This is a genomic window from Azospirillum sp. A1-3 (assembly GCF_023806445.1).
In the GTDB taxonomy this organism is placed as follows: domain Bacteria; phylum Pseudomonadota; class Alphaproteobacteria; order Azospirillales; family Azospirillaceae; genus Azospirillum.
This window is the reverse complement of the sequence record NZ_JAMSLU010000001.1, coordinates 1,296,651-1,317,195: the sequence shown is the minus strand read 5'-3', so window position 1 is coordinate 1,317,195 and position 20,545 is coordinate 1,296,651. Positions and strand designations below refer to the sequence as shown.

Annotated in this window: 16 protein-coding genes and 1 riboswitch; of the genes, 6 read left to right on the top strand and 10 right to left on the bottom strand. The window is 68.0% G+C overall.

What is annotated here, in order from left to right:
• Positions 1–193 precede the first annotated feature (193 nt).
• Together M5E06_RS06270 and M5E06_RS06265 are read left to right on the top strand one after the other, a co-directional pair.
• Complete coding sequence (locus M5E06_RS06270) at positions 194–2,149, top strand: autotransporter assembly complex protein TamA (RefSeq protein ID WP_252137542.1); 1,956 nt, start codon at positions 194–196, stop codon at positions 2,147–2,149.
• A 59-nt stretch (positions 2,150–2,208) separates the two neighbouring features.
• Positions 2,209–6,561, top strand: coding sequence for a translocation/assembly module TamB domain-containing protein (locus M5E06_RS06265; protein WP_252137541.1), 4,353 nt, complete (start codon positions 2,209–2,211; stop codon positions 6,559–6,561).
• Positions 6,562–6,592: 31 nt separating this feature from the next.
• On the opposite strand, the gene M5E06_RS06260 is transcribed toward M5E06_RS06265, so the two are convergent.
• The 4 genes from M5E06_RS06260 to M5E06_RS06245 all read right to left on the bottom strand — a co-directional run bounded on the left by M5E06_RS06260 (position 6,593) and on the right by M5E06_RS06245 (position 9,345).
• Positions 6,593–7,453, bottom strand: coding sequence for a class I SAM-dependent methyltransferase (locus M5E06_RS06260; protein WP_252137540.1), 861 nt, complete (start codon positions 7,451–7,453; stop codon positions 6,593–6,595).
• The gene (locus tag M5E06_RS06255; RefSeq protein WP_109157472.1) at positions 7,450–7,761 is read right to left on the bottom strand and encodes a hypothetical protein; all 312 of its coding nucleotides are present in this window, start codon (positions 7,759–7,761) and stop codon (positions 7,450–7,452) included. Before M5E06_RS06255 ends, M5E06_RS06260 begins: the two co-directional genes overlap by 4 nt.
• A 120-nt stretch (positions 7,762–7,881) precedes the next feature.
• Positions 7,882–8,217 (bottom strand): hypothetical protein, encoded by a 336-nt coding sequence (locus M5E06_RS06250; protein ID WP_109152017.1) that lies wholly within the window; start codon positions 8,215–8,217, stop codon positions 7,882–7,884.
• Positions 8,218–8,418: 201 nt separating this feature from the next.
• Entirely contained in the window at positions 8,419–9,345 is a 927-nt protein-coding gene (locus tag M5E06_RS06245; RefSeq protein WP_252137539.1) for a lytic transglycosylase domain-containing protein, read from the bottom strand.
• 565 nt (positions 9,346–9,910) lie between these two features.
• On the opposite strand from M5E06_RS06245, the gene M5E06_RS06240 reads away from it, so the two are divergent.
• Complete coding sequence (locus tag M5E06_RS06240) at positions 9,911–10,843, top strand: RNA polymerase sigma factor (RefSeq protein WP_252137538.1); 933 nt, start codon at positions 9,911–9,913, stop codon at positions 10,841–10,843.
• A 294-nt stretch (positions 10,844–11,137) separates the two neighbouring features.
• On the opposite strand, the gene M5E06_RS06235 is transcribed toward M5E06_RS06240, so the two are convergent.
• On the bottom strand, positions 11,138–11,302 hold the full coding sequence (locus M5E06_RS06235) for a DUF1328 domain-containing protein (protein WP_109157471.1): 165 nt from the start codon (positions 11,300–11,302) through the stop codon (positions 11,138–11,140).
• A 342-nt stretch (positions 11,303–11,644) separates the two neighbouring features.
• Between M5E06_RS06235 and M5E06_RS06230 the strand changes: the two genes are divergently transcribed.
• On the top strand, positions 11,645–12,043 hold the full coding sequence (locus M5E06_RS06230) for a hypothetical protein (protein ID WP_252137537.1): 399 nt from the start codon (positions 11,645–11,647) through the stop codon (positions 12,041–12,043).
• A gap of 2 nt (positions 12,044–12,045) precedes the next feature.
• Here M5E06_RS06230 and M5E06_RS06225 read toward each other — a convergent pair whose 3' ends face one another.
• The gene (locus M5E06_RS06225; RefSeq protein WP_252137536.1) at positions 12,046–14,112 is read right to left on the bottom strand and encodes a YjbH domain-containing protein; all 2,067 of its coding nucleotides are present in this window, start codon (positions 14,110–14,112) and stop codon (positions 12,046–12,048) included.
• An 89-nt stretch (positions 14,113–14,201) separates the two neighbouring features.
• Complete coding sequence (locus tag M5E06_RS06220) at positions 14,202–14,621, bottom strand: OsmC family protein (RefSeq protein ID WP_109109402.1); 420 nt, start codon at positions 14,619–14,621, stop codon at positions 14,202–14,204.
• A gap of 152 nt (positions 14,622–14,773) precedes the next feature.
• Between M5E06_RS06220 and M5E06_RS06215 the strand changes: the two genes are divergently transcribed.
• Positions 14,774–15,751 carry a cation diffusion facilitator family transporter gene (locus M5E06_RS06215; protein ID WP_252137535.1) on the top strand — a complete coding sequence of 326 codons (978 nt, stop codon included), beginning with the start codon at positions 14,774–14,776 and terminating at the stop codon, positions 15,749–15,751.
• Between the two features lie 4 nt (positions 15,752–15,755).
• On the opposite strand, the gene M5E06_RS06210 is transcribed toward M5E06_RS06215, so the two are convergent.
• Both M5E06_RS06210 and metZ read right to left on the bottom strand, forming a co-directional pair.
• Entirely contained in the window at positions 15,756–16,271 is a 516-nt protein-coding gene (locus tag M5E06_RS06210) for a phasin family protein (RefSeq protein ID WP_252137534.1), read from the bottom strand.
• 84 nt (positions 16,272–16,355) lie between these two features.
• A complete protein-coding gene (gene metZ, locus M5E06_RS06205; RefSeq protein ID WP_109152023.1) occupies positions 16,356–17,564 on the bottom strand; it encodes an O-succinylhomoserine sulfhydrylase in 1,209 nt (402 codons plus the stop codon).
• Between the two features lie 80 nt (positions 17,565–17,644).
• Positions 17,645–17,724, bottom strand: a riboswitch (SAM riboswitch).
• Positions 17,725–17,898: 174 nt separating this feature from the next.
• On the opposite strand from metZ, the gene M5E06_RS06200 reads away from it, so the two are divergent.
• Entirely contained in the window at positions 17,899–18,756 is an 858-nt protein-coding gene (locus M5E06_RS06200; RefSeq protein WP_252137533.1) for an AraC family transcriptional regulator, read from the top strand.
• 41 nt (positions 18,757–18,797) lie between these two features.
• On the opposite strand, the gene murJ is transcribed toward M5E06_RS06200, so the two are convergent.
• The gene (gene murJ, locus M5E06_RS06195; RefSeq protein ID WP_252138519.1) at positions 18,798–20,372 is read right to left on the bottom strand and encodes a murein biosynthesis integral membrane protein MurJ; all 1,575 of its coding nucleotides are present in this window, start codon (positions 20,370–20,372) and stop codon (positions 18,798–18,800) included.
• Between the last annotated feature and the right edge of the window lie 173 nt (positions 20,373–20,545).

Sequence of the window (20,545 nt, the reverse complement as noted above, 5' to 3'; positions counted from 1 at the left end):
CCGTGGGCGCTGTCGGGGAAACTGTTGCGGCGCAATATATGGATCCTCGGCCAAAACGCAAGCGCCGTGCCCTTTGGTCTAACGCGAATTTCCGGGATGGAGCCATGCGTGATTGGACCCTACATTGGGGATGATGATCCGTTTCGCTTCCGCTTCCCGCCGCCGCGCGGCCGCCGCAACGAGGATTGCAGCCGTGCCGCTCAAGGCCCCCATCGCCGCTCCGCTGGTCGCCGCCCTGCTGATGCTGGGGCCGGCGGGCGCTGGCCATGCCCAGGATTCGCCTCCGGACAGCATCCCCGGCGCCGTGCCAGCGGAGTCGCCGGAGGCCATGCCGCCGGACGAGGAGGTGCGGCCGGCCGGCATCACCTATGAGGTGGACATCTCCGGCGTCGAGGATGAGGGCTTGCGCGGCACGCTGCGCGACGCCTCCACCCTGGTAGAGTTGAAGGACGATCATCCGCCCTCGCTGATCGGGCTGGAGCGGCGGGCTGACAGTGACCGCGACCGTTTGCAGACGGCGCTGCGCTCCGCCGGCTATTACGACGCGAAGCTGGACATCCGCATCGAGGATCCTGCAGCCGCCGGCACCCTGCCGGCCGGGGGAGAGGCGCCGCCGGTCAAGGTGACGGTGGCGGTGACACCGGGGCCGCTCTACCACATCAAGACGGTGACGGTGCGCGGCGCCTCCAACTCCACTGGCGGCTCGACCCTGCCGAAGGAGGTCGCGACCGACGATCTCGGCCTCGCCGCCGGTGCCCCGGCCGTGGCGCAGAAGGTGCTGGACGCCGAATCGGAGTTGGTCGGGCGGTTGAGCAAGCGCGGTTACGCCTTCGCCAAGGCGTCCGACCGCGAGGTGGTGGTCGATCATTCCGACCGGACGATGGATGTCGCCTACACCGTCGACCCCGGCCCGCTGACCCGCTATGGCGCCACCCGAATCGAAGGGCTGCAGAAGGTCGACGAGGATCTGGTGCGCGGGCGCCTCGCCTGGAAGGAGGGGCAGGTCTACGACCCTGGTGCCACCGACCGGGCACGGCAGGACATCGCCGCCCTTCAGGTCTTCGACACCGTGCGCGTGCGGATGGCGGACGAGCCGGGGCCGGACGGCGTGACGCCGGTGATCGTCACGGTCAGCGAGCGCAAGCGCCGCTTCATCGGCGGCGGCGTCACCTATTCGACGCAGGACGGGCTGGGCGCCAACGCCTATTGGGGTCACCGCAACCTGTTCGGAGGGGCGGAGCAACTGCGCGTCGGCGTCGATGTCGGGCGTGTGGCCGGATCGTCCGGCGGCACGTCGAGCAAGGGCAACGACCTGCCCGACCTGCGCTTCAGCGTCAATTTCCGCAAGCCCGACTTCCTGGCGGTGAAGCAGTCGCTGGTGGTCAATTTCGCCGTGGTGAACGACCAGCCGCCGGCCTACAGCCGGGTCGCGTCGGAACTGACGGTCAAGCTGGAACGGCCGCTGACCGACCAACTGACCATCAGCTATGGCGTGACCGGCGAGCGCGGGCGGGTACGGACGGAGGACAAGACCTATCAGACCTCCTTCATCGGCGTGCCTTTGGGGGCGGCCTGGAACGGCACCGACAATCTGCTGAACCCAACCTCCGGCCAGCGGGCCTCGCTGCAGGTGACGCCGTGGTTCCCGGTGGGCGGCGACACCAAGTCGCCCTTCACCTCCGTGCTGCTGAACGGCTCCACCTATTACGATCTCGGCAATGACGGACGCTATGTCGCGGCGGCGCGAATCGGGCTGGGCAGCATTCTCGGCACCACTCTGTCGGACATCCCGCCCGACCATCGCTTCTATGCCGGCGGCGGCGGGTCGGTGCGCGGATACGGCTTCCAGAAGGCGGGGCCGCGCGACCGCTATGACGATCCGGTCGGCGGCCGGTCGCTGTTCGAGATCGGGGCGGAGCTGCGCATCAAGGTGACGGAGAGCATCGGCATCGTGCCCTTCGTCGATGCCGGCACCGTCTATGATTCGGCCTATCCCGATTTCAGCGAGCCTCTTCGCGTCGGCGCCGGCCTGGGTCTGCGCTACTACACCGACTTCGGCCCGCTGCGCGTCGATGTCGGTGTTCCCCTCAACCCCGCCGACGGCGATGCGCGCTGGCAGCTGTATCTCAGCCTGGGGCAGGCGTTCTGATGGCGCAATTTCGTCCCAATCCTCCGGGACGATGACCGTTTATTGCGGTTGAGACAACGGTGGCGCTGGTGAAAGGGCATGGTGTGACGGCGGTTCGCTTATTTCTGGTCGGTCTGACGATCCTCACCGGCCTGTTGGCCGATCCGCAGCCCGTCCGGGCGTTCTCGCTGTTCTCCGGCGATTCCGCCCGCGAATGGCTGAGGGAGAAGGTGGAGGGGGCGGTCGAATCGCCGGACATGCACCTGAAGCTCGGCGCCATCGACGGCAGCATTCCCACCGACTTCACCATCGCCACCGTCACGCTGGCCGACAGCCAGGGTGTTTGGCTGACCATCGACCGGCTGCATGTGGTGATGTCGCCGTCAGCCCTTTTCATGCGCAGTGCCAGGATCGATGCGCTGGAGGCGGCTTCGGTGGTGGTGACCCGCGCACCGGTCAGCACCCAGCCCGCCACGCCGTCCGATCCCAACGCCTCGCTGCTGCCCAGCCTTCCGGTGGACATCGACCTGAAAAAGCTGGTGGTCGAACGATTGGACCTGGCGCCGGCGCTGCTGGGCGAACAGGCCGTGCTGCGCATTGCCGGCTCGGTGCTGCTGGAGCATGGCGGCGGGGCGCTGAACGCGAACCTGTCGGTGGCGCGCATCGACGACAAGCCCGGACAGGCCGATCTGGTCGCCGCCTTCGATCCCGGCAAGAACACGCTCAACCTGTCGGTCAATGCCTCGGAACCGGCTGGCGGCGTCATGGCCCGCGCGCTGTCGATGCCGGGCCTGCCGCCGGTAGACCTGGCGCTGAAGGGCGACGGCACGCTGGACGACTGGACCGGCAAGCTGACCGCCACCGCCGGCGAGGCCGCGGCCCCCACCGGCGCGCTCAACGCCGACGCCACCATCAAGAAGGCGCCGGAAGGGCATCTCCTGACGCTCGCAGCCGGCGGCAACTTCGCGCCGCTGATCGCCGGATTGGCGGGCGACACGGTGACTCCGCTGATCGGTCCCAACCCGACGCTGAACGCGACCGTGCTGCGGGCGCCGTCGGGGGCCATCACTCTGCGTCCGCTGGCGCTTACCGTCGCCGCCGCGAATGCGACGGTGAATGGCGACATCGGCGCCGACTACAACAGCCTCAACCTGCGCTGGACCGTCCAGGCCGGGCCGGATTCCACCCTGCATCCGCTGGTGCCGCTGTCCTGGCGCGAGGGTGTGGTGGAAGGTTCCGCCGAGGGAGCGCTGAGCGCGCTGAACGTCGCGGTGAACGCCACCCTGCGCGATCTTGCCGCCGACGATCCGGCGCTGTCCCGCCTGACCGGCCCGGAGACGACGCTCGCGGCCAAGGCGCGGATCGACACCGGCAGCGGCGGAATCGGGCTGGAGACGCTGGTGCTGAACGCCGCCGCCGCCCGGGCCGAGGCGAAGGGAACCATCGGCGGCTGGGGCCAGACGGCCGACCTGACGCTCAGCGCCAGCGCCGACGACCTCGCCCCGCTGTCCGGCCTTGCCGGCCGGCCGCTGGGGGGCGCCGTGGCGCTGTCCGGGCCGGTCAAGCGCGTCGCCGACGGCACGCTGACCGCCGACCTGACCGGCAGCCTCGACCGCCTCTCCACCGGCACCCCGGCCGACGCCGTGCTGGGCGACAAGGCGACGCTGGCGCTGGCGGCACGGATGGACCCCGACGGCGCCATGCGCCTGACCGACCTGACGGTGGACGGCCGCAACGGAAAGCTGACCGGCATTGCGGCCCTGGCGGACAACAAGGTCGATGCGCGAACCACCCTGACGGTGGCGAAACTGGAACCGCTGGGCACGGCGCTCGGCACGCCGATGGAGGGAGCGGCGACGCTGGAGGCGACCGCCCGCGGCCCGCTCGACGCCATCCAGGCGCAGGCGACGCTGAACGCCCGCGACCTCGTGGTGCAGGGCCGCCGGCTGGGCGCCACGGAGGTGAAGGCGACCGCCGCCGGCCTGCCGGCCACGCCGAACGGCACAGTGTCGGCCCGCACCAATCTGGACAAGACTCCGCTGTCGCTCGACGGGCGTTATGCCCTGCGTGAGCAGACGCTGCGGCTGGACGGGCTGACCATCGCCAACGGCACCAACCGCATCACCGGCGAGGCGCAGGTGGCGCTCGACACGCTGCTCGCCACCGGCCGGCTGGAGGGCAAGCTGCCCAACCTGAACGGCCTGTCGGAACTGGCGGGTATGCCGCTCGGCGGTGGGGCGAGTTTCACCCTGGCGCTGGACGGCAAGGGCGGCAAGCAGGCGGCCAGCCTGACCGCCGACGCCAGCGACCTGCGGGTGGAGGGGCAGGGCGGACCGCTGCTGACCGCCCGGAAATTGACTGCCAAAGCCGAGGTCGCTGACGCGCTCGGCACTCCCAGCGGCAAGGCGCGGATGGAGATGACCGACGGCAACGCCGCCGGCAACGACCTGCGCAGCGTCACCGCTTCCGTCGACGGGTCGCTGGCGAAGGCCAGCTTCCAGGCCAACGCCAATGGCGCCGGCGCGCAGCCGGTCGCGCTCGACCTTGCCGGCGGGTTGGCGATGGATGGCGGCGTGACCCGCATCCGCCTCGACCGCCTGCAGGCGCGCTATGCCGGCGAGGATCTGCGGATGACCGCCCCCGCCACCATCCTGCTGGCCGACCGCCGCTATGAGGTGAAGGAGTTGCGGCTGTCGTCCGGCAATGCCCGGCTGGCCGCCGACCTCGGCCTGAACGGCGAACGGCTGAGCGGCGAGCTGACCATCGACCGCCTGCCGCTGGCGCTGGCGAAGCTGGCCAGCCCAACGCTGGCGTTGGACGGCGTCGCCAATGCGCGGGCCTCGCTGGGCGGCACGCTGCGCAACCCGCGTGCCGACGCCACGCTGCGGATCAGCGGGTTGAAGGCGCAGCAGACCACCCAGGCCGGGCTGCCCGGCATCGACGCGACGGCGGACATCCAATGGCGCGACCGCCGGCTGACCCTGGCCAGCCGGGTCGCCATGCCGAAGAATGCCGGCACGCTGACCGCCAACGCCGTCGTGCCGCTGGTGATGGATCCGGACAGCTACGCCGTCAGCGTGCCGCCCAATGGTGCGCTGGAGGCGGCGGTCAACGGCACGGTGGATATGTCGCTGGCGAACGACCTGCTCGCCGCAACGGGCGACCGGGCGCGCGGATCGCTGCGGCTGGACGTGCGGGCCGGCGGAACGGTGGACAAGCCGTCGCTCGGCGGATCGGTGGTGCTGGCGAACGGGCGCTACGAGAACCGTGCTTCGGGTGCCGTCATCACCAACATCGAGGCGCGGCTGGTTGGCGACGGCGACGTCTTCACCATCCAGAGCTTCCGCGGCCGGACCCGCAACGGCGGGACCATCACCGCCAATGGCGTCATCCGTCCGGGTGCCGCCGCCGACCAGCAGTTGGACATCAGGCTGCAGGCCGACAATGCCCGGCTGCTGGAGATCGATCTGGTGACGGCGGAGATCGGGGCGAACCTGACCCTGACCGGCGGCTTCACCAACGCCCGGCTGGCCGGGCCGGTGGACATCCGCCGCGCCGAGATTCAGGTTCCCGACCGCATGCCCGCCAATGTCGTCGATCTGAAGGTGACGGAGGTCGGCAAGGGCCGTCGCGCCCGCGGGACGACCCAGGTATCCACCGCCGGCGGCACGCGCCGGGTGCCGGCTCCGCAGGATGCGCCTCCGGCAGCGTCGCCCTTCGTGCTGGCGCTGGACATGACGGTGAATGCGCCGAATCAGATCTTCGTGCGCGGTCGCGGGCTGAATGCTGAGTTGGGCGGCAACCTACGTGTCGGCGGCACCGCCGCCGCGCCGGAGGTGACCGGCCGCTTCACCATCCTGAAAGGCAGCCTGGACCTGCTGGCCAAGAACTTCGAGTTCAAGCGCGGCATCTTCGATTTCGACGGCACACAGCCGATCGACCCGCGGCTGGACCTGTTGGCAGAGGCGACGGCCAACGGCATCACCGCCGACGTCGTGGTCAGCGGCACCGCCCGCCAGCCGAAGATCGAACTGACCTCCCCGCAGGGACTTCCGCAGGACGAGGTGCTGGCCGGCGTGCTGTTCGGCAAGTCGGTCGGCGACCTGAGCGCCGCGGAAGCGGTTCAGCTGGCCCAGTCGGCGGCCTCGCTGGCGGGGATCGGCGGCGGTGGCGGCGGCATCCTGGACAAGGTGCGCCGCGGCCTGGGCGTCGACCGGCTGGACTTCACCCAGGGCGAGAACGGCAAGGGCGGCGCCGTTCAGGCCGGCCGCTATGTCAGCGACCGCGTCTATGTCGGCGTCGAACAGGGCATCGGCGCCAACCAGAGCCGGGCGAAGGTCGAGGTCGACATTACCAAGAACCTGAAGGGCACCGCGTCCGTCGGGGCCAATTCGGAGACGAAGTTCGGGGTGATCTACGAGAAGGATTATTGAGGGGGGCGGCTGACGACGCCCCCACCCAACCTCACCACCCCACGACGATCCGCGCGTGCGACGGCACCGGCACGATGCCGTCCACCGCCTGGGCATCGAACCGCTTCGCGATGTCCTGCTCCAGCGCCTTGCGCCGTTCTGCGCTCAATCCGCCCAGCCGGTGGCCGAAGCTCATGTCCAGTGCGGCGCGCCAGAAGGGCTGGCCGGCGGGGGCCTTGCGCACCGGGGTCAGGTCAGTTTCCGACGTTTCCGTGAATCCGGCGGCCCGCATCACGTCGGACAGCAATCCCGGCTTGGCGAAGCGGAAGAGCGGGTCGAGGCTGCCGTCCTCGCCGAGATGGTCGGCGACCACGTCGCCGATCTCCGCGAACAGCCCGTTGCCGGCGCGCGGCCCCCACACCATGAAGGCCGCCTTGCCGCCGGGGCGCAGGACGCGCCGCACCTCGCGCAGGGCGGACTCCACGCCCGGCACGAACATGATGCCGAAACGGCAGGTCACGCCGTCGAAGACGGCGTCGGCGAAGGGCAGGGCGGTCATGTCGGCGGCGGTGAAGGCGGGTGCCGGCCCCTCCACGCTGCGGGCACGGCGGACGGCGCCGGCCATCATGCCGGGGACGAGGTCGCTGCCCACCACCAACCCGGCCGGTCCGGCGCGGCGCGCGGCGCTCAGCGCCGGCTCGCCCGCGCCCGACGCGAGGTCGAGCAGCCGGTGACCCTCCGTCAGACCGGCGGCATCCAGCAGCGGGCGGTTCAGCTTGTCGGCCAGATCGGCCATCGGATCGGCCCAGCGGTCCCAGGCGTCGGCGCTGGCGGCCCAGCGGTCACGCTCTCTGACGGCATCGGGATGGCCAGCATCGGAAGCGGGGGTGTCGGGTAAGGTGGTCGCGGTCAATGGAGAAGCCTCGCCGTGCCGGCCACGCGCTGGACCGTGTCGGCGTCGTTCAGCCGTTCGCCCAGCGCCGACAACTCGTCGGACAGCTTGCGGTTGGCGTCGGTCAGTTGCTGGATGCGGGTCTGCGCCGCCTGCTGCTGCTGGGACAGGGTCGCCACCGTCTCCGTCAGCTTGCGGATTTGCTGGGACTGGCGGGCCGCGGCCTCGTTCAGGCTGCGGCGGATCGATCCGACGGCCACCAGCACGACGGTGCTGACGGTCACGCCGGCCATGATGGCGACGATGCTGATCCCGGTGAACCAGTCCATGGGCGGGAAGCTTCGGCCCATTTCACCGTTCGGTCAAGCAGCCTGACAGTCGGCCAACACAACGGACCCGGCGCCATGGTCGGCGCCGGGTCCGCACAACTCAAAGATCGGCGGGTATCGTCAGCCGACGGAGCCGCTGACCGGGCGCTCCGCCTTCATGCGCAGTTCCTTCAGGTGATCGCCGAAGGCGCGCAGGACCGGCATGATGCGCTGGGTCTGGTCGGTGGTGACGTGGGCGTCCGTCTTCAGCACGATGGTCGGCGCCTCGCTCATCAGGCGCTTGGCGCGCATCGGGCCGACCTTGTCGTCGAGGAACATGGCCATGCCCATAAGGATGCCCAGCGTAACGTCGTCCGGAGCCTTGGGCAGGGCCAGGACTTCATGAAGCTCGTTCAGCAGCGTGTAGGCGACGATGGAGGTGCGTTCGATGGTGTCGACGTCGGCGGCCATGGGCATCGGGCAGGTCCTCGGGAAACGTTCGGATGAAACGTTGCAGGTGAGACGCTGGCGGGTGACGCGGGATGGCGTCCCCATGGGCGCCAGCGCTTGCGAAATCCGTCGTGCCCCGAGGGTAATCGTCACTTTATAACCAAAGTGTTAACCAAGCGGCTCCCGAGTCGCCCGAGTCGCATTTTTCCGAGTCGCAATCTCCCGTTCTCAGCGTTTTCCGCTGCTGCGCGTCCTGGTCGAAAGCGACAGCTCGGCAACTTCCTCTCGCGCGCTGCTGACGAGGCCGGCCGACTGGACGACACCGCGGTTGAAGGGGTGATAGGTCTGCGCGTAGATGCTGCGGATTTTCGTCACATAATCCTTCGTCTCCCGGTAGGGCGGGATGCCCTTGTACTGCAGGACCGCCCCCTCGCCGGCATTGTAGCCCGCCAGCGCATAGGCGACGTTGCCGTCGAAATAGGCCAGCAGCCAGCGCAGATACTTCATGCCGCCGCGCAGATTCTGTTCGGCGTTGAAGGGGTCGGAGACGCCGAAGCGTTCGGCGGTTTCCGGGATCAACTGCATCAGACCCTGGGCGTTCTTGTTCGACACGACGTCGATGCGGTAGCCGGACTCGACCGCGATGACCGCCAGCACCAGATCGGGATCGAGGCCGTAGGTCGGCGCCATCTTCTGCACCATGGCGCGGATTTCGGCCGGCGGCTTGCGGATGATGCCCCAGCGCAGGTTGGGCGGCTCGCAACGGTCGGGCGTCTTCACTTTGGTGCTGACAGTGCCGACCAGCCGTTCAGCCTGCTCGTTGCCGAGGGACGCGGCCTTGCGCAGCCAGGCACGGCCGAGATCGGCGTCCTTGGATACGCCGCCCACTCCGGCCATATGCATCCGGCCGGCCATCAACGCCGCGTCGGCAAAGTCCTGACGGGCCGCACGGCAATAGAGGGATAAGGCGAGCCGGGAGTCGGCCTTCACCCCGTCGGCGCGGTCGTAATGCTGCGCCAGTTCGTATTGGGCACGGGCGCTGCCCTTGCTGGCCAGGGCCTCCAGCGCGGCGACGGTCTTCTCGGCGATGCCGGCATTCGCGGGCGCTGCCGCCAGCAGGGCGGGCAGGAGCACTGCCGCAGACAGCGCGGCCATTCGTGCCGGGCGGGTTCCACGTCTGCCGTTGCGCCGTGAGGTTGCGGGAATGCGCGACGCGGACGGTGTACCGCAAAGGTTCATGTGGCCTTCCACAGGACCCCCCTGTATGATTTTCTTCAAGCTTTCGGAGACCATCGAATGGTCGGAAGCAGAACTCTCGGGGAGGACGCCGCTGTATCCGTCTGGCTGGGTTCCAGGCGTGGTGGCATAAGCCGAAACGGATGGCTGGCTGCCGGAAAATACATCGCCGTAAGTGCTTGATGTGGCGCTGCCAATAAAAAATGCATAGGCCGATCGACGAAAGTCGGTCGGTCTTTTTCTTTTCACGTTGGTCATGCGTCCTCCAATCGAGTTGGAGAAATAACGAAAGACCAGATGTTGCGCCAATGCCCGAACGGTGATTGGTGTGGGATACACGGGGTACTCTAGGGGTTAACCGGACCTATTGTATGACCCATTAGCCTTTTTCCCAACTGGCAGCTCGTTTGTGCGCTCATTACGTACGGATCGGGCCAGATAATCGGCTGCAAATTCGATGGCCCCGGACGATGGAGATTTTCCCTTGGAGATTTCCGCGTCCGGGGCCTTCGCGCCGGAGGCCCCGGCATTGTCGCCCGCATTCCAGAAAGCGGTCGGCGTCGCCGCGGCGAACGGCATTGAAGGAGGCATCGTTTCACCGATGGCGAACCACGTCGCGACAACCTTGAGCCAGCGACTGCGCGGCCCGGCCCTGGCCGATCCGATGCCGTTCGGCGCCGAGGCCGTTGGCCGGACCCGATCGGACGGCCTGCCGACGTACACAGACCAGGAAAACGCCGATGCCGGGATGGAGACCCATTTGACTGCCCATGCGGAGGCCCATACGGAGGCCAAGCGGGCCGATGCCGGCACCGAGGCCGGCGAAGCCGATACGGTCGTGGCCGATGCCGGCGTCGTGGCCGTTCAGGGGGATGCCGAGGACGAGTTCCGCCCCGACCCCAATGCTCCGCCCGATCCGGCGGTGATCCGCCAGATCGAGGAGGAAATCCCACGGCTGCGCCGGTTCGCCCGGGCCATGGTTCGGGATGCGACGCTGGCCGACGATCTGGTTCAGGAATGCCTTGAACGGGCGCTGTCGCGCCTGCATCTGTGGCGGCCCGGCACCAATCTCCGCGCCTGGCTGTTCACCATCCTGCGCAACCTTCACATCAACGGCGTACGTCGCCGCCAGCCGGTGGTCGACATCGACGCCGAGGCGCAGGCCGCGATCGGAGCCGCCCCCGGCTCGCAGTTCGTGCGGATGGAACTGCGTGACCTGCGCCGGGCGCTGGCCCTGCTCCCCAATGAACAGCGCGAGGTCGTTCTGCTGATCGGTCTGGAGGGGATATCCTACAACGAGGCGGCCGACATCCTCGGCATCTCCATCGGAACCGTGAAATCGCGCCTGTCGCGCGGTCGTCGCGCCCTGCGACTGCTGATGGAGGGCGAGAGCCCATCGGACGACGCGGACGCCTGAACACGGACGCCTGAGCGGGCGGCCTTCGAAGGCATGACGGATTTCGCGGGGTACCCGGTCGCCGGGTGCCCCGTTTTCATATGTAAGTACGAGATGAAAAAAAGAACGGCGGCGCCCGCTTGGGACGCCGCCGGAGGCGGGGACAATCGAAGCGCCGCCTGGGCTCGCCGGCCCCGACGTCACCTCTGGAGGAGAGAGTGTTGCAGCGTCAGGAGATACCGTAGTCAACGGGGCGATCCGCCGATGGTTCCGTCTTACCGGAAAAGCGGATCGCCCGGCCGGACGGCCTCCTGTCTACCGTCGCCGCACCAGACCCATGATCAGGCTGATGGCGAACAGGATCAGGAACAGGAAGAACAGGATCTGTGCGACGCCGGAACTGGCCGACGCGATCCCACCGAACCCGAGCGCGCCGGCGATCAGCGCGATGACGAAGAAAACGAGAGCCCAATAGAGCATCATACCCTCCCTCGTTCGGCCGAATAGTCGCCAAGGACTGCCGGCGTCACGCATGAGACAAGTCGTGGCCGCACCCGCCGTCCCGTCGGCTTTGTCACATCGCCTCTGCTTGTAAGGCAAGTCGGGCCAAGGTGACGGTAAGCACAGCCGGTGCGGCGGCATTCGAAGACCAGAACACTGTCGTGGGTCCAATGTTCCCGCTTCCTGATTGGCGGGGGTATCGAGGCGCCGCAAGGCTGGTGCGGACTGGCATTTATGCAACAATGGGGCTTCCGGCGCGTTTCCGGATCATCAGGCCCGGCAGTCGCCGGCCAGAGGGGGACGACAACACGGGAGGATCCTATGAAGACCGGATTGATCCTGGCGGCAATGGCCGCTTCATTCGCGGTGGTTCCGGCGGCGATGGCGCAGCAGACCTACCTGCAAAAAAGCTATTCCGGCGCCTATTCGGGGAGCACCGGTGGCGATGTCTCCGGACTGACGGGTTCCGCTGGCGGATCCTCGTCCGATCTGGCCGGGCGCCGTGGTCGGGGGCAGAAGCCCATCGAACTGCAACAGACGACGCTGCTGAACCAGCTCAGCGCCGCCGGCTATGTATCGGTGCGCGATTTCCGCAAGGAGGGTGACCGTTACGTCGCCGATGCCATGACCCCGCAAGGGGAGTGGACGACCGTGGTCCTCGACCCGCGCAATCCTTCGACGACGCGCGCACCGACCCCGGCCACCAAGCCGGCCCGCTGACCTCAGTCCAGCAGATGCGACCATGTGCCGGTGAGGCGGCCGACGCCTCCCGGCACGCGGAGATCGTAGAGCGGCAGCGGTTGCTGCAGGCGCTGCCCGGCGTCGCGCCCCAGCGTGCGGACCGCCGTTTCCACCGTGCCGCCGACCGGCAGCCATCCCGATGCGGCGATCGGCACCACCAGCGCCAGTCCCCAGTCCATCCGCCCGCCGAAGCGGCTCTGGGCGCCGTCCGGGCCCTCGGTCCAGGTGGCATGGGCGGTCAGTCCGATGCCGCCGTCGAAGCGGCGCATCACCTCCACCGTTCCGCCCCAATCGCCGCCGAGATAGCGGCCGAGCCGTAATGCCGTGGTGGTGTCTGCGCCGGGGTTCTCCCAATAGAGACTGAGATGGCCGGTCCCCCGGGCGTCGTCGCGGTCGAAGCCGAACAGGCTTTCCGGCCGCCGCTTCCAGACCTGATTGAGGTCGAGGTCGAGCGCCCATCGGGAGGCGAATGGCTGGAACAGCGCCTCGGCGCCGACGCCGGAATACATTTCTTCCAGATGACCCGCGGACAGCCGCGTCGTCAGCCCCTCCGCCGGCTTGGCAAGCCACGCCGCATAGGCATGGTCGAGGGCGAGCGGGCGGTCGGCATAGCGTGGCAGGTCGCTGCGCACCGGCTGCGCCGCCGGCACGGCGTTGGTGTCCAGCAGTTGCAGATCGCTTGCCGCATTGACGCGCAGTCCGCCGCCCAGAACCAGCCCGCGCAGCGGTTCCGCCCGCAGCATCACGTCGGTGTGGGTGCGCTGGGCCAGCGCCGTCCCCAACTCGGCCAGATCGAAGCTGGCGACCAGCCGGGTGGACAGATCGAGCCGAGGACGCCAACCCGGCGCCGGGTCCGCCGTTGCGGCAAGTTGCGTCGTTCGCCAGATCTCCTCGGCACTGCCGCGGTGATCGGCGGCCCGTTCCAAGTCGCGGCGCAGGAGGGTAATGTTCGCGGTGTCCAGGCCGCCGGCGCCGGTGACAATGCGCAACCGCTCGACCTGTGGCGGGGCGAGATCGGCCAGCAGGCGGGCGGCGTTGCCGACCTCGCGCGCCAGCGGCATCCGTCCGCTCCCGGCCGGATCGAGCCACAGGGTCGCGACCTCTCCTTCGATTTGGGCGGCGCGGACCGGCAGACCGCGGCTGCGCGCCACCAGGGCGATGGCATCGGCGGACAGGGCGGACCCGGCCGACGGGCGCGGTCCGACGCCGGGGGGAGGGCGGTCGGGGCGGTCGGCATCCACCGCCGGGTCGAAGCGGACCGACAGTCGCAGCATCAGGCGTCTGCCCTGCTCGTAGGCCGCGCCCAAATCGGCCCAGGACGCCGGGCGCCAGGACAGGCCCAGGCTGTAGCGGCTGCCGGGATCGAAGCCCGGTTCGTCCTGCCGTTGGGCGCGGAAGCGGTCGCCGGAGGATTCGAGCTTCAAGCTCAGCCCATCGACCGGCGTGTGCCACTCCACGCCGCCGAACAGGGCCACCCGCTCGCCGCTGAACCACGCCTTGGGACCCCGGGTTGTCGGCGATGCCGACGGGTCGCGGTCGCGGCGGAACCGGCCGCCCAGGAAGCGCAGCGGGTTGCGCAGGTGCCCGGCCTCTCCCAGCGTTCCCCATCCCATGCCGAGCGTCAGGTCCAGGTCCCACCAGCGCCGCGACAGGGCAATATATTCGCCGGCGAAACGCCCCTTGCCGGGAAGATCCAGCCCGGACCCGGTGACGTCGCGCCCGCCGATCACCAGGGCCGGCCCGCGCTCATCCTCCCGCAGCAACCGCAGCTTCAGATCGAGGCCGGGTTCGGTGAGGCCGTAATAGCCGGGATAGGCGCTGTTGCGCGCGGTGACTTCCAGCCAGGGCAGCGGCTGGGCGGATATGGTGTAGTGGCGGTGCAGGTCGCCGAGCGCGGTCAGCCCGCCGCTCATCGAGCCGTCCGGCGCCATGCGGGCATTCGGCATCTGCAACAGCCCGATCCCGCCCCAGTCGGACAGGCTGTATTGCGCCTCATCAGCCAGGGCCGGAGATGCCGCAAGAAGAACAAGAAAGGCAGTGAGGCGCACGCGTTGATCGCGAAAGTTCGGAGATGTGATCCGATCCTTCGCGAGTCATGCGTATGAATGCAACTGAAAAGACGCGGGGGCCGTCGCCGTTACGGCGCCTCGACCACCTCGAAGTCATGGGTGATGGTGGCGGTCTGGCCCAGCATGATCGAGGCGGAGCAGTATTTCTCCGCCGACAGGGCGATCGCGCGCTCTACCTTGGCGGGGTCCAGCTTGCGGCCGGTCACGGTGAAATGGACGTGGATCTTGGTGAAAACCTTCGGATCGGTGTCCGCGCGTTCGGCCTCGATGGCGGCGACGCAGTCGGTGATCTGCTGGCGGCCCTTTTCCAGGATCATCACCACGTCGAAGCAGGTGCAGCCGCCCATGCCGATCAGCAGCATTTCCATCGGGCGGATGCCGGCATTGCGGCCGCCGGATTCCGGGGCGCCGTCCATCACCACGGCATGGCCGCTGCCGGATTCGCCGACGAACATCTTGCCGTCCACCCAAGTGACGCGCGCCTTCATGACCATTTCCTTCGTTCACTGTTGATCGTGAGTGTCCGCGCGAAGCTAGGCGCGGCGGCGGGGCGGCGCAAGGGGGCGTAGCGCTTCCATCACCGGGCTTGTCCGGCGGCGCCCGCTCGCCCAAAGTCGACGGTGCAGTGACGTATATTGCGATGACGAGGCCCTTCACCATGCCGCACGGCCATTCCCATGGCGGTTCTTCAGACGCCGGGCACGACCATGCCGGGCAAGACCACGGCGACCATCACCATCACGGGCCGGCGCGCTACGACCGGTCCTTCGCGCTGGGGGCATTGCTGAACATCGGCTTCGTGGTCGTGGAGGCGGTCTATGGGTTGCTCGCCAACTCCACGGCGCTGCTTGCCGATGCCGGGCATAATCTCAGCGACGTGATGGGGTTGCTGCTGGCTTGGGGAGCGGTGTGGCTCGGGCGGCGGATTCCGCAGGGGCGCTACACCTATGGATTTGGCAACGCGTCGATCCTGGCGTCGCTGCTGAACGCGATGATCCTGCTGATCGCCGTCGGCGCCATCCTGCTGGAGGCGGCCAACCGTATCGCCGATCCGGAGCCGGTGGGGGAAACCACGGTCATGGTGGTGGCGGTAATCGGTATCGTCGTCAACGCCTGGACCGCCTGGCTGTTCATGGGCGGGCAGAAGCAGGACATCAACCTGCGCGGCGCCTATCTGCACATGGCGGCCGACGCTGCGGTGTCCCTGGGCGTCGTACTGGCGGCGCTGGCGATCCGCTTCACCGGCTGGTTGTGGCTGGATCCGGTGACCAGCATCGTCATCGCCGTGGTCATCATCGCCGGCACCTGGGGCCTGCTGCGTGATTCGGTGCGACTGGCGATGGACGCGGTGCCCGACGGCATCGACCGGACGGGGGTCGAGCACTATCTGGCCGGGCTGCCCGGTGTCGTCACCGTGCACGACCTGCACATCTGGCCGATCAGCACGACGGAAACCGCCCTCACTGCCCATCTTGTCCGCCCCGGCATGGGGCAGGACGACGCCCTTCTGCTGGAGATCTCGACGGTGCTGAAGGAGCGCTTCGGCATCGGCCATGCCACCATCCAGGTGGAGCATGACGGCAGTTGCTGCCGCCTTGCCCCAGCGAAGGTGGTCTGAGCCCTTAGACCTGCTCGCGGGCGAGGCGGCGGGCGTTGGCGCGCACCTTGCGGTAGGCGGGGTTCATGCTGGCAGCCGCCAGTGCCGCCGTCGCCTCGATCATGCGCAGGTTGGCGTGGATGCCGGCATCGACCGCGTCGGCCAGCAGGCGCTGCTGCACGTCGACGATCTCCACCGGGTTCTTGCAGGTGGCAAGCCCGCCGATGGTGGCCGCCGCCGCCTGGGTCTGCTTGGTGATCATGGTGATCCAGGCCTGCCCGAACTCGCCGATGCCGGTGGCCACCGCGTGAAAGGCTTCGACGGCCGCCTCCACCTTCTCCGATCCCATGCGGATGAATTCCGGATTGGCGAAGTCGATGGGGTTCGCCAGCGCCGCCGTCATCATCGCGGTGCGATAACCGATGGTCTGCGCCGCTGCGACGCCCATTTCGCTGCTGCGAAGGCCGGTCTTGGTCAGCTGGCCCGCCACCGCCAGAAGCCTGTCGGTGGGATGGCCGTTGCCGGCGTTCTGTGATGACATGGGCGTCGCCCCTCTCAAAAAATCGTTGCCGGAACTTGGCTGCAGCATCAACGCTGCACTGCAGCATAGGTTCCGGGACGATCTTTACGCCTCGGCGAGCGCGCGGTCGAGATCTTCGATGATGTCCTGAGGATCCTCAAGACCAACGGACAGGCGCAGCAGGCCGGGTTCGATCCGGGCGGCGACCTTCTCCTCGTCCGTCAGCTTGGAATGGGTGGTGGTGGCGGGGTGGGTGATGAGGCTCTTCGAATCGCCGAGATTGTTGGAGATCATCACCATGCGCAGGCCGTTCAGCGTGTTGAACGCCTCGGTCTTGCCGCCCTTCAGGAAGACCGACAGCATGTTGCCGCCGCCGGTCATCTGCTTGCGCACCAGATCATATTGCGGGTGGCTGGGCAGCAGCGGGTACAGCACCTGGGCGACCTTCGGGTGGCTTTCCAGGAACTCCGCGACCTGCAGCCCGGCCGCCGACTGGGCCTGCACACGCAGTTCCAGCGTCTCCATGCCCTTCAGCAGCAGCCAGGAATTGAAGGGGGAGATGGTCGGGCCGGTGTTGCGCAGGAAGGGATGGATGACCTCGGAGGCGTATTTCTTGTCCTTGGCCAGAATGACGCCGCCCAGGCAGCGGCCCTGACCGTCGATGTGCTTGGTCGCCGAATAGATGATGACGTCGGCGCCGAAATCGAACGGGCGCTGCAGGACGGGCGTCGCGAAGGCGTTGTCGACGACGACCACCGCACCCGCCTTGTGGGCGAGATCGCAGACAGCCCGGAGATCGACGACCTCAAGCCCGGGGTTCGACGGTGTTTCCAAGAAGACCGCCTTGGTCGGCTTGGACAGCGCCTCTTCCCACTCCGTCAGGTTGGTGCCGTCGACGAACACCGTCTCGATGCCGTAGCGGCCACACAGCTCCTTCAGGATCCAATAGCAGGAGATGAAGAGCGCGCGCGGCGCCACCACCCGGTCGCCGGCGCGCAGGCCGCTCATCAGCGCGCCATGCACCGCCGCCATGCCGCTGGCGGTGGCATAGGCCCATTCGGCGCCTTCATACTCGGCCAGCCGGTCCTCGAACATCGCCGAGGTCGGGTTGCGGAAGCGCGAGTAGACATGGCGCGTGCCGTCGTTGGCAAAGGCGTTCTCCGCCTCCTCGGCCGAGCCGTAGACGAAGCCGGAGGTCTGGTACAGCGCCTCGCAGGTCTCGTCGAATTGCGAGCGGCGAATGCCGCCATGGACCAGCTTGGACCGCGGGCGCAGCCCCGCGACGTTCGGATTGCGATGATCGGTGCGCGACATTCCGCAACTCTCCCCTGAATGACGCCGGTGGGGCGAGGCCGGCCGCAAACAGAAAACGCCCCGACCGATCGGGTCGAGGCGCGGACGCGGCTCGGACCTTTTTAGCGGATTGTTTTACGTGGCCCGCAAGCCGGTCGACCAAATCACCACGTGGGTTCGCTTGTACGACTGCGTATGACCGCCGTCAAGTGGGGTAGCGCCGCCTTCCCTTTTTCCGCAACCCATCCGGTCTGCCGATCCGAAATCGCGGTCGATATTCAGCAAGATGTGCCAGGACGGCTGCCGGACCCCCGGCTTATGGTTCCTTCCATCAACCGTGCAGGCCGGACCGACGATGAGCAGGCAAGAGTATGACGAGAGATTTTCCCGGCTGTTCGACTACATCGATCAGAATCTGGAAGGCGACCTGTCGCTCGACAGGCTGAGCGATGTCGCTTGTCTCTCGAAATTCCACTTTCATCGTCTCTTTTCTGCTCATTTCGATGTCAGCGTCGGGAAATACATCCAGCTGGCACGGTTGAAGCGGGCGTCGTTCCGGCTGGCCTTTTATCCGGCCGACAAGGTCATCGACATCGCCTTGGACGCCGGTTTCGAAACGCCGGAATCCTTCTCCCGCGCCTTCAGGAATGCGTTCGGCCAGACCCCGTCGGAGTTCAGGAAAACTCCGGAATGGCGGCAGTGGCACGACCGCTATCGTCACATCAAAAGAAGAAGGATCAGGACCATGGATGTCTCCATCGTCGAAGTCGCGCCCATCCAGGTGGCGGCCTACTGTCATCGAGGACCGATCGAAGGCGTGAATGACTCGGTTCGCATCTTCATCGACTGGCGCAAGGCCAGCGGGCTGTCGCCGCGGGAACGGTGCCGGACCTTCGGCGTCGCCTTCGACAACCCGGAAACCACCGAGCCGGCCGATTTCCGGTTCGACATCTGCGGGGAAATCGACGGCGAGGTGCCGGACAATCCCCAAGGGGTGGTGAAGAAGCTCATTCCCGGCGGACGTTGCGCCATGGTCAGGCACCGGGGAGCGCACGAGCAGATCGGGGAGGTCGTGCGGTTTCTCTATGGCCGATGGCTTCCGGAAAGCGGTGAAGAGCTTCGCGATTTCCCGGTGTACTTCCACTATCTGAACTTCATCGGCGAGACGCCGGAGCATGATCTGCTGACCGACGTCTATTTGCCAATCAAGTAAGGCACGGCACGGAAGTGGCGCCGCTTCCGTTGTCCGCCGGTTCAGCCGACCTGCTCTCCGCTCGGTTGCGGCTTTTTCGACAGCATCCCCTTCACGTCCCCCAGCTTAGCCCCGCCCAGCAGCGTCGCCAGCGCTCCGAAGGCCGTCGCTCCGCCGGACACCAGCAAGGCGAGCGCCAGGAACCTCACCGTGGTGGAGGGTGCGGTGAGCCAGGGTGCAAGTGCACGTTCCGCCACCAGAAGGGCCACCCCCATGCCGGCCGCCGCCACCGCGATGCGCGGCGCGCGGCGTTTCAACCGGTGATCCAGGTCGAACAGGCCGCGCCGGCGCATCGCCGCGACCAGCAGCCCGACATCAAGCCATGCCGTCAAACCGGTGGCGAGCGCGATGCCGACATGGCCCAGCCAGGGCATCAGCAGCAGCGCGAGCAGGGCGGTCGCCGCCGTCACGACGACCGCCACGCGCACCGGCGTCACCGTGTCGTGGCGGGCGAAAAAGGCGGCGTTCAGCGACTTCACGATCACGTAGGCCGGGATACCGATGGCATAGGCGGCGAGCGCCATCGCCGTGGCCTGCGCCTCCTCCGGACCGAAGGCGCCGCGCTGGAACAGGACGGAGACGATGGGTGATCCCGCCACGCCCAGGGCGACCGCCGCCGGCAGACCGAGCAGCAGGCTGAACTCCAGCGCGCGGCTCAGGTAATGGCGCACCATCCGCTCGTCCCCGGCGGCGACATGACGGGCCAGAACCGGCAGAAGCGCGGTGCCGATGGCGATGCCGATGATACCCAGCGGCATCTGGTTCAGCCGGTCGGCATAATAAAGGAAGGACACCGCGCCCGACGGCAGCAGCGAGGCCAGCACGATGTTCAGGAACAGGTTGATCTGCATGACGCCGGCCCCGATCGCGCCGGGCCCGATCAGCCGGAATAGCCGCCGCATTCCCTCCGTCATCCGTGGCGGATGCAGCTGCAGGGCGACGCCCGCCTTGCCGCAGGCCCAGGCCATCCACGCGACCTGAACCGCACCCGACAGGGTGACCGCCGCCGCCATGGCGGTGCCGGGTTCCAGCCCCAGGCGCGGGGCGATCAGCAGGGCGGCGACCAACGTCAGGTTGAAGGCGATGGGCGCGGCGGCGAAGGGGCCGAAACGGTCGAGCGCGTTCAGCACCCCGCCCAGCAGCGCCACCAGCGAGATCAGCGCCAGATAGGGAAAGGTCAGCCGCGCCATGTCCACCGCCAGGGCGAACTTGGCCGGCTCGTCCGAAAAGCCGGGAGCGAGACCGTGCATCAGCCAGGGCATGGCGACGACGGCGGCCAGCGTGAAGGGCAGCAGCATCGCCAGCAGCATCGCCAGCGCCTCCTCCGCGAAGCGGATGGCGGCGGCACGCCCGCGGGTCTGCAATTCGGCGGCGAAGAGCGGAACGAAGGCGACACCGAAGGCGCCTTCCGCGAACAGCCGGCGAAACAGGTTGGGCAGCTTCAGCGCGACGAAGAAGGCGTCGGCCACCGGGCCGGCGCCCAGCACGGCTGCGGTCAGGATGTCGCGTGCGAAGCCGGCCAGCCGGCTCAGCAGGGTCAGGCCGCCGACTGTGGCGATGGCGCGTGCGAAATTCATCGCGGCGGTATAGCCGGCCATGGGTGCGTGGCAAAGCCGGCTTTTCGGCGCAGTGGATGCGGTGCCGTTGGTGGTGGTGATGGCGCTGGTCTGCATGGGTGGAGCAACTGCCCGTTGATGCCACCTTGCCGGTAATGGCGTTGCGTCGGCACCGGCATTGCGGCATGCTTGCG

What these genes read in the sequence shown, in the direction of transcription:
- M5E06_RS06255 (WP_109157472.1), bottom strand. Translation starts at nt 7,761, where the DNA reads ATGGACTGGTTCACCGGGATCAGCATCGTCGCCATCATGGCCGGCGTG.
- M5E06_RS06250 (WP_109152017.1), bottom strand. Translation starts at nt 8,217, where the DNA reads ATGCCCATGGCCGCCGACGTCGACACCATCGAACGCACCTCCATCGTC.
- M5E06_RS06245 (WP_252137539.1), bottom strand. Translation starts at nt 9,345, where the DNA reads ATGGCCGCGCTGTCTGCGGCAGTGCTCCTGCCCGCCCTGCTGGCGGCA.
- M5E06_RS06235 (WP_109157471.1), bottom strand. Translation starts at nt 11,302, where the DNA reads ATGCTCTATTGGGCTCTCGTTTTCTTCGTCATCGCGCTGATCGCCGGC.
- M5E06_RS06230 (WP_252137537.1), top strand. Translation starts at nt 11,645, where the DNA reads ATGAAGACCGGATTGATCCTGGCGGCAATGGCCGCTTCATTCGCGGTG.
- M5E06_RS06220 (WP_109109402.1), bottom strand. Translation starts at nt 14,621, where the DNA reads ATGAAGGCGCGCGTCACTTGGGTGGACGGCAAGATGTTCGTCGGCGAA.
- M5E06_RS06215 (WP_252137535.1), top strand. Translation starts at nt 14,774, where the DNA reads ATGACGAGGCCCTTCACCATGCCGCACGGCCATTCCCATGGCGGTTCT.
- M5E06_RS06210 (WP_252137534.1), bottom strand. Translation starts at nt 16,271, where the DNA reads ATGTCATCACAGAACGCCGGCAACGGCCATCCCACCGACAGGCTTCTG.
- metZ (WP_109152023.1), bottom strand. Translation starts at nt 17,564, where the DNA reads ATGTCGCGCACCGATCATCGCAATCCGAACGTCGCGGGGCTGCGCCCG.
- M5E06_RS06200 (WP_252137533.1), top strand. Translation starts at nt 17,899, where the DNA reads ATGAGCAGGCAAGAGTATGACGAGAGATTTTCCCGGCTGTTCGACTAC.
- murJ (WP_252138519.1), bottom strand. Translation starts at nt 20,372, where the DNA reads ATGAATTTCGCACGCGCCATCGCCACAGTCGGCGGCCTGACCCTGCTG.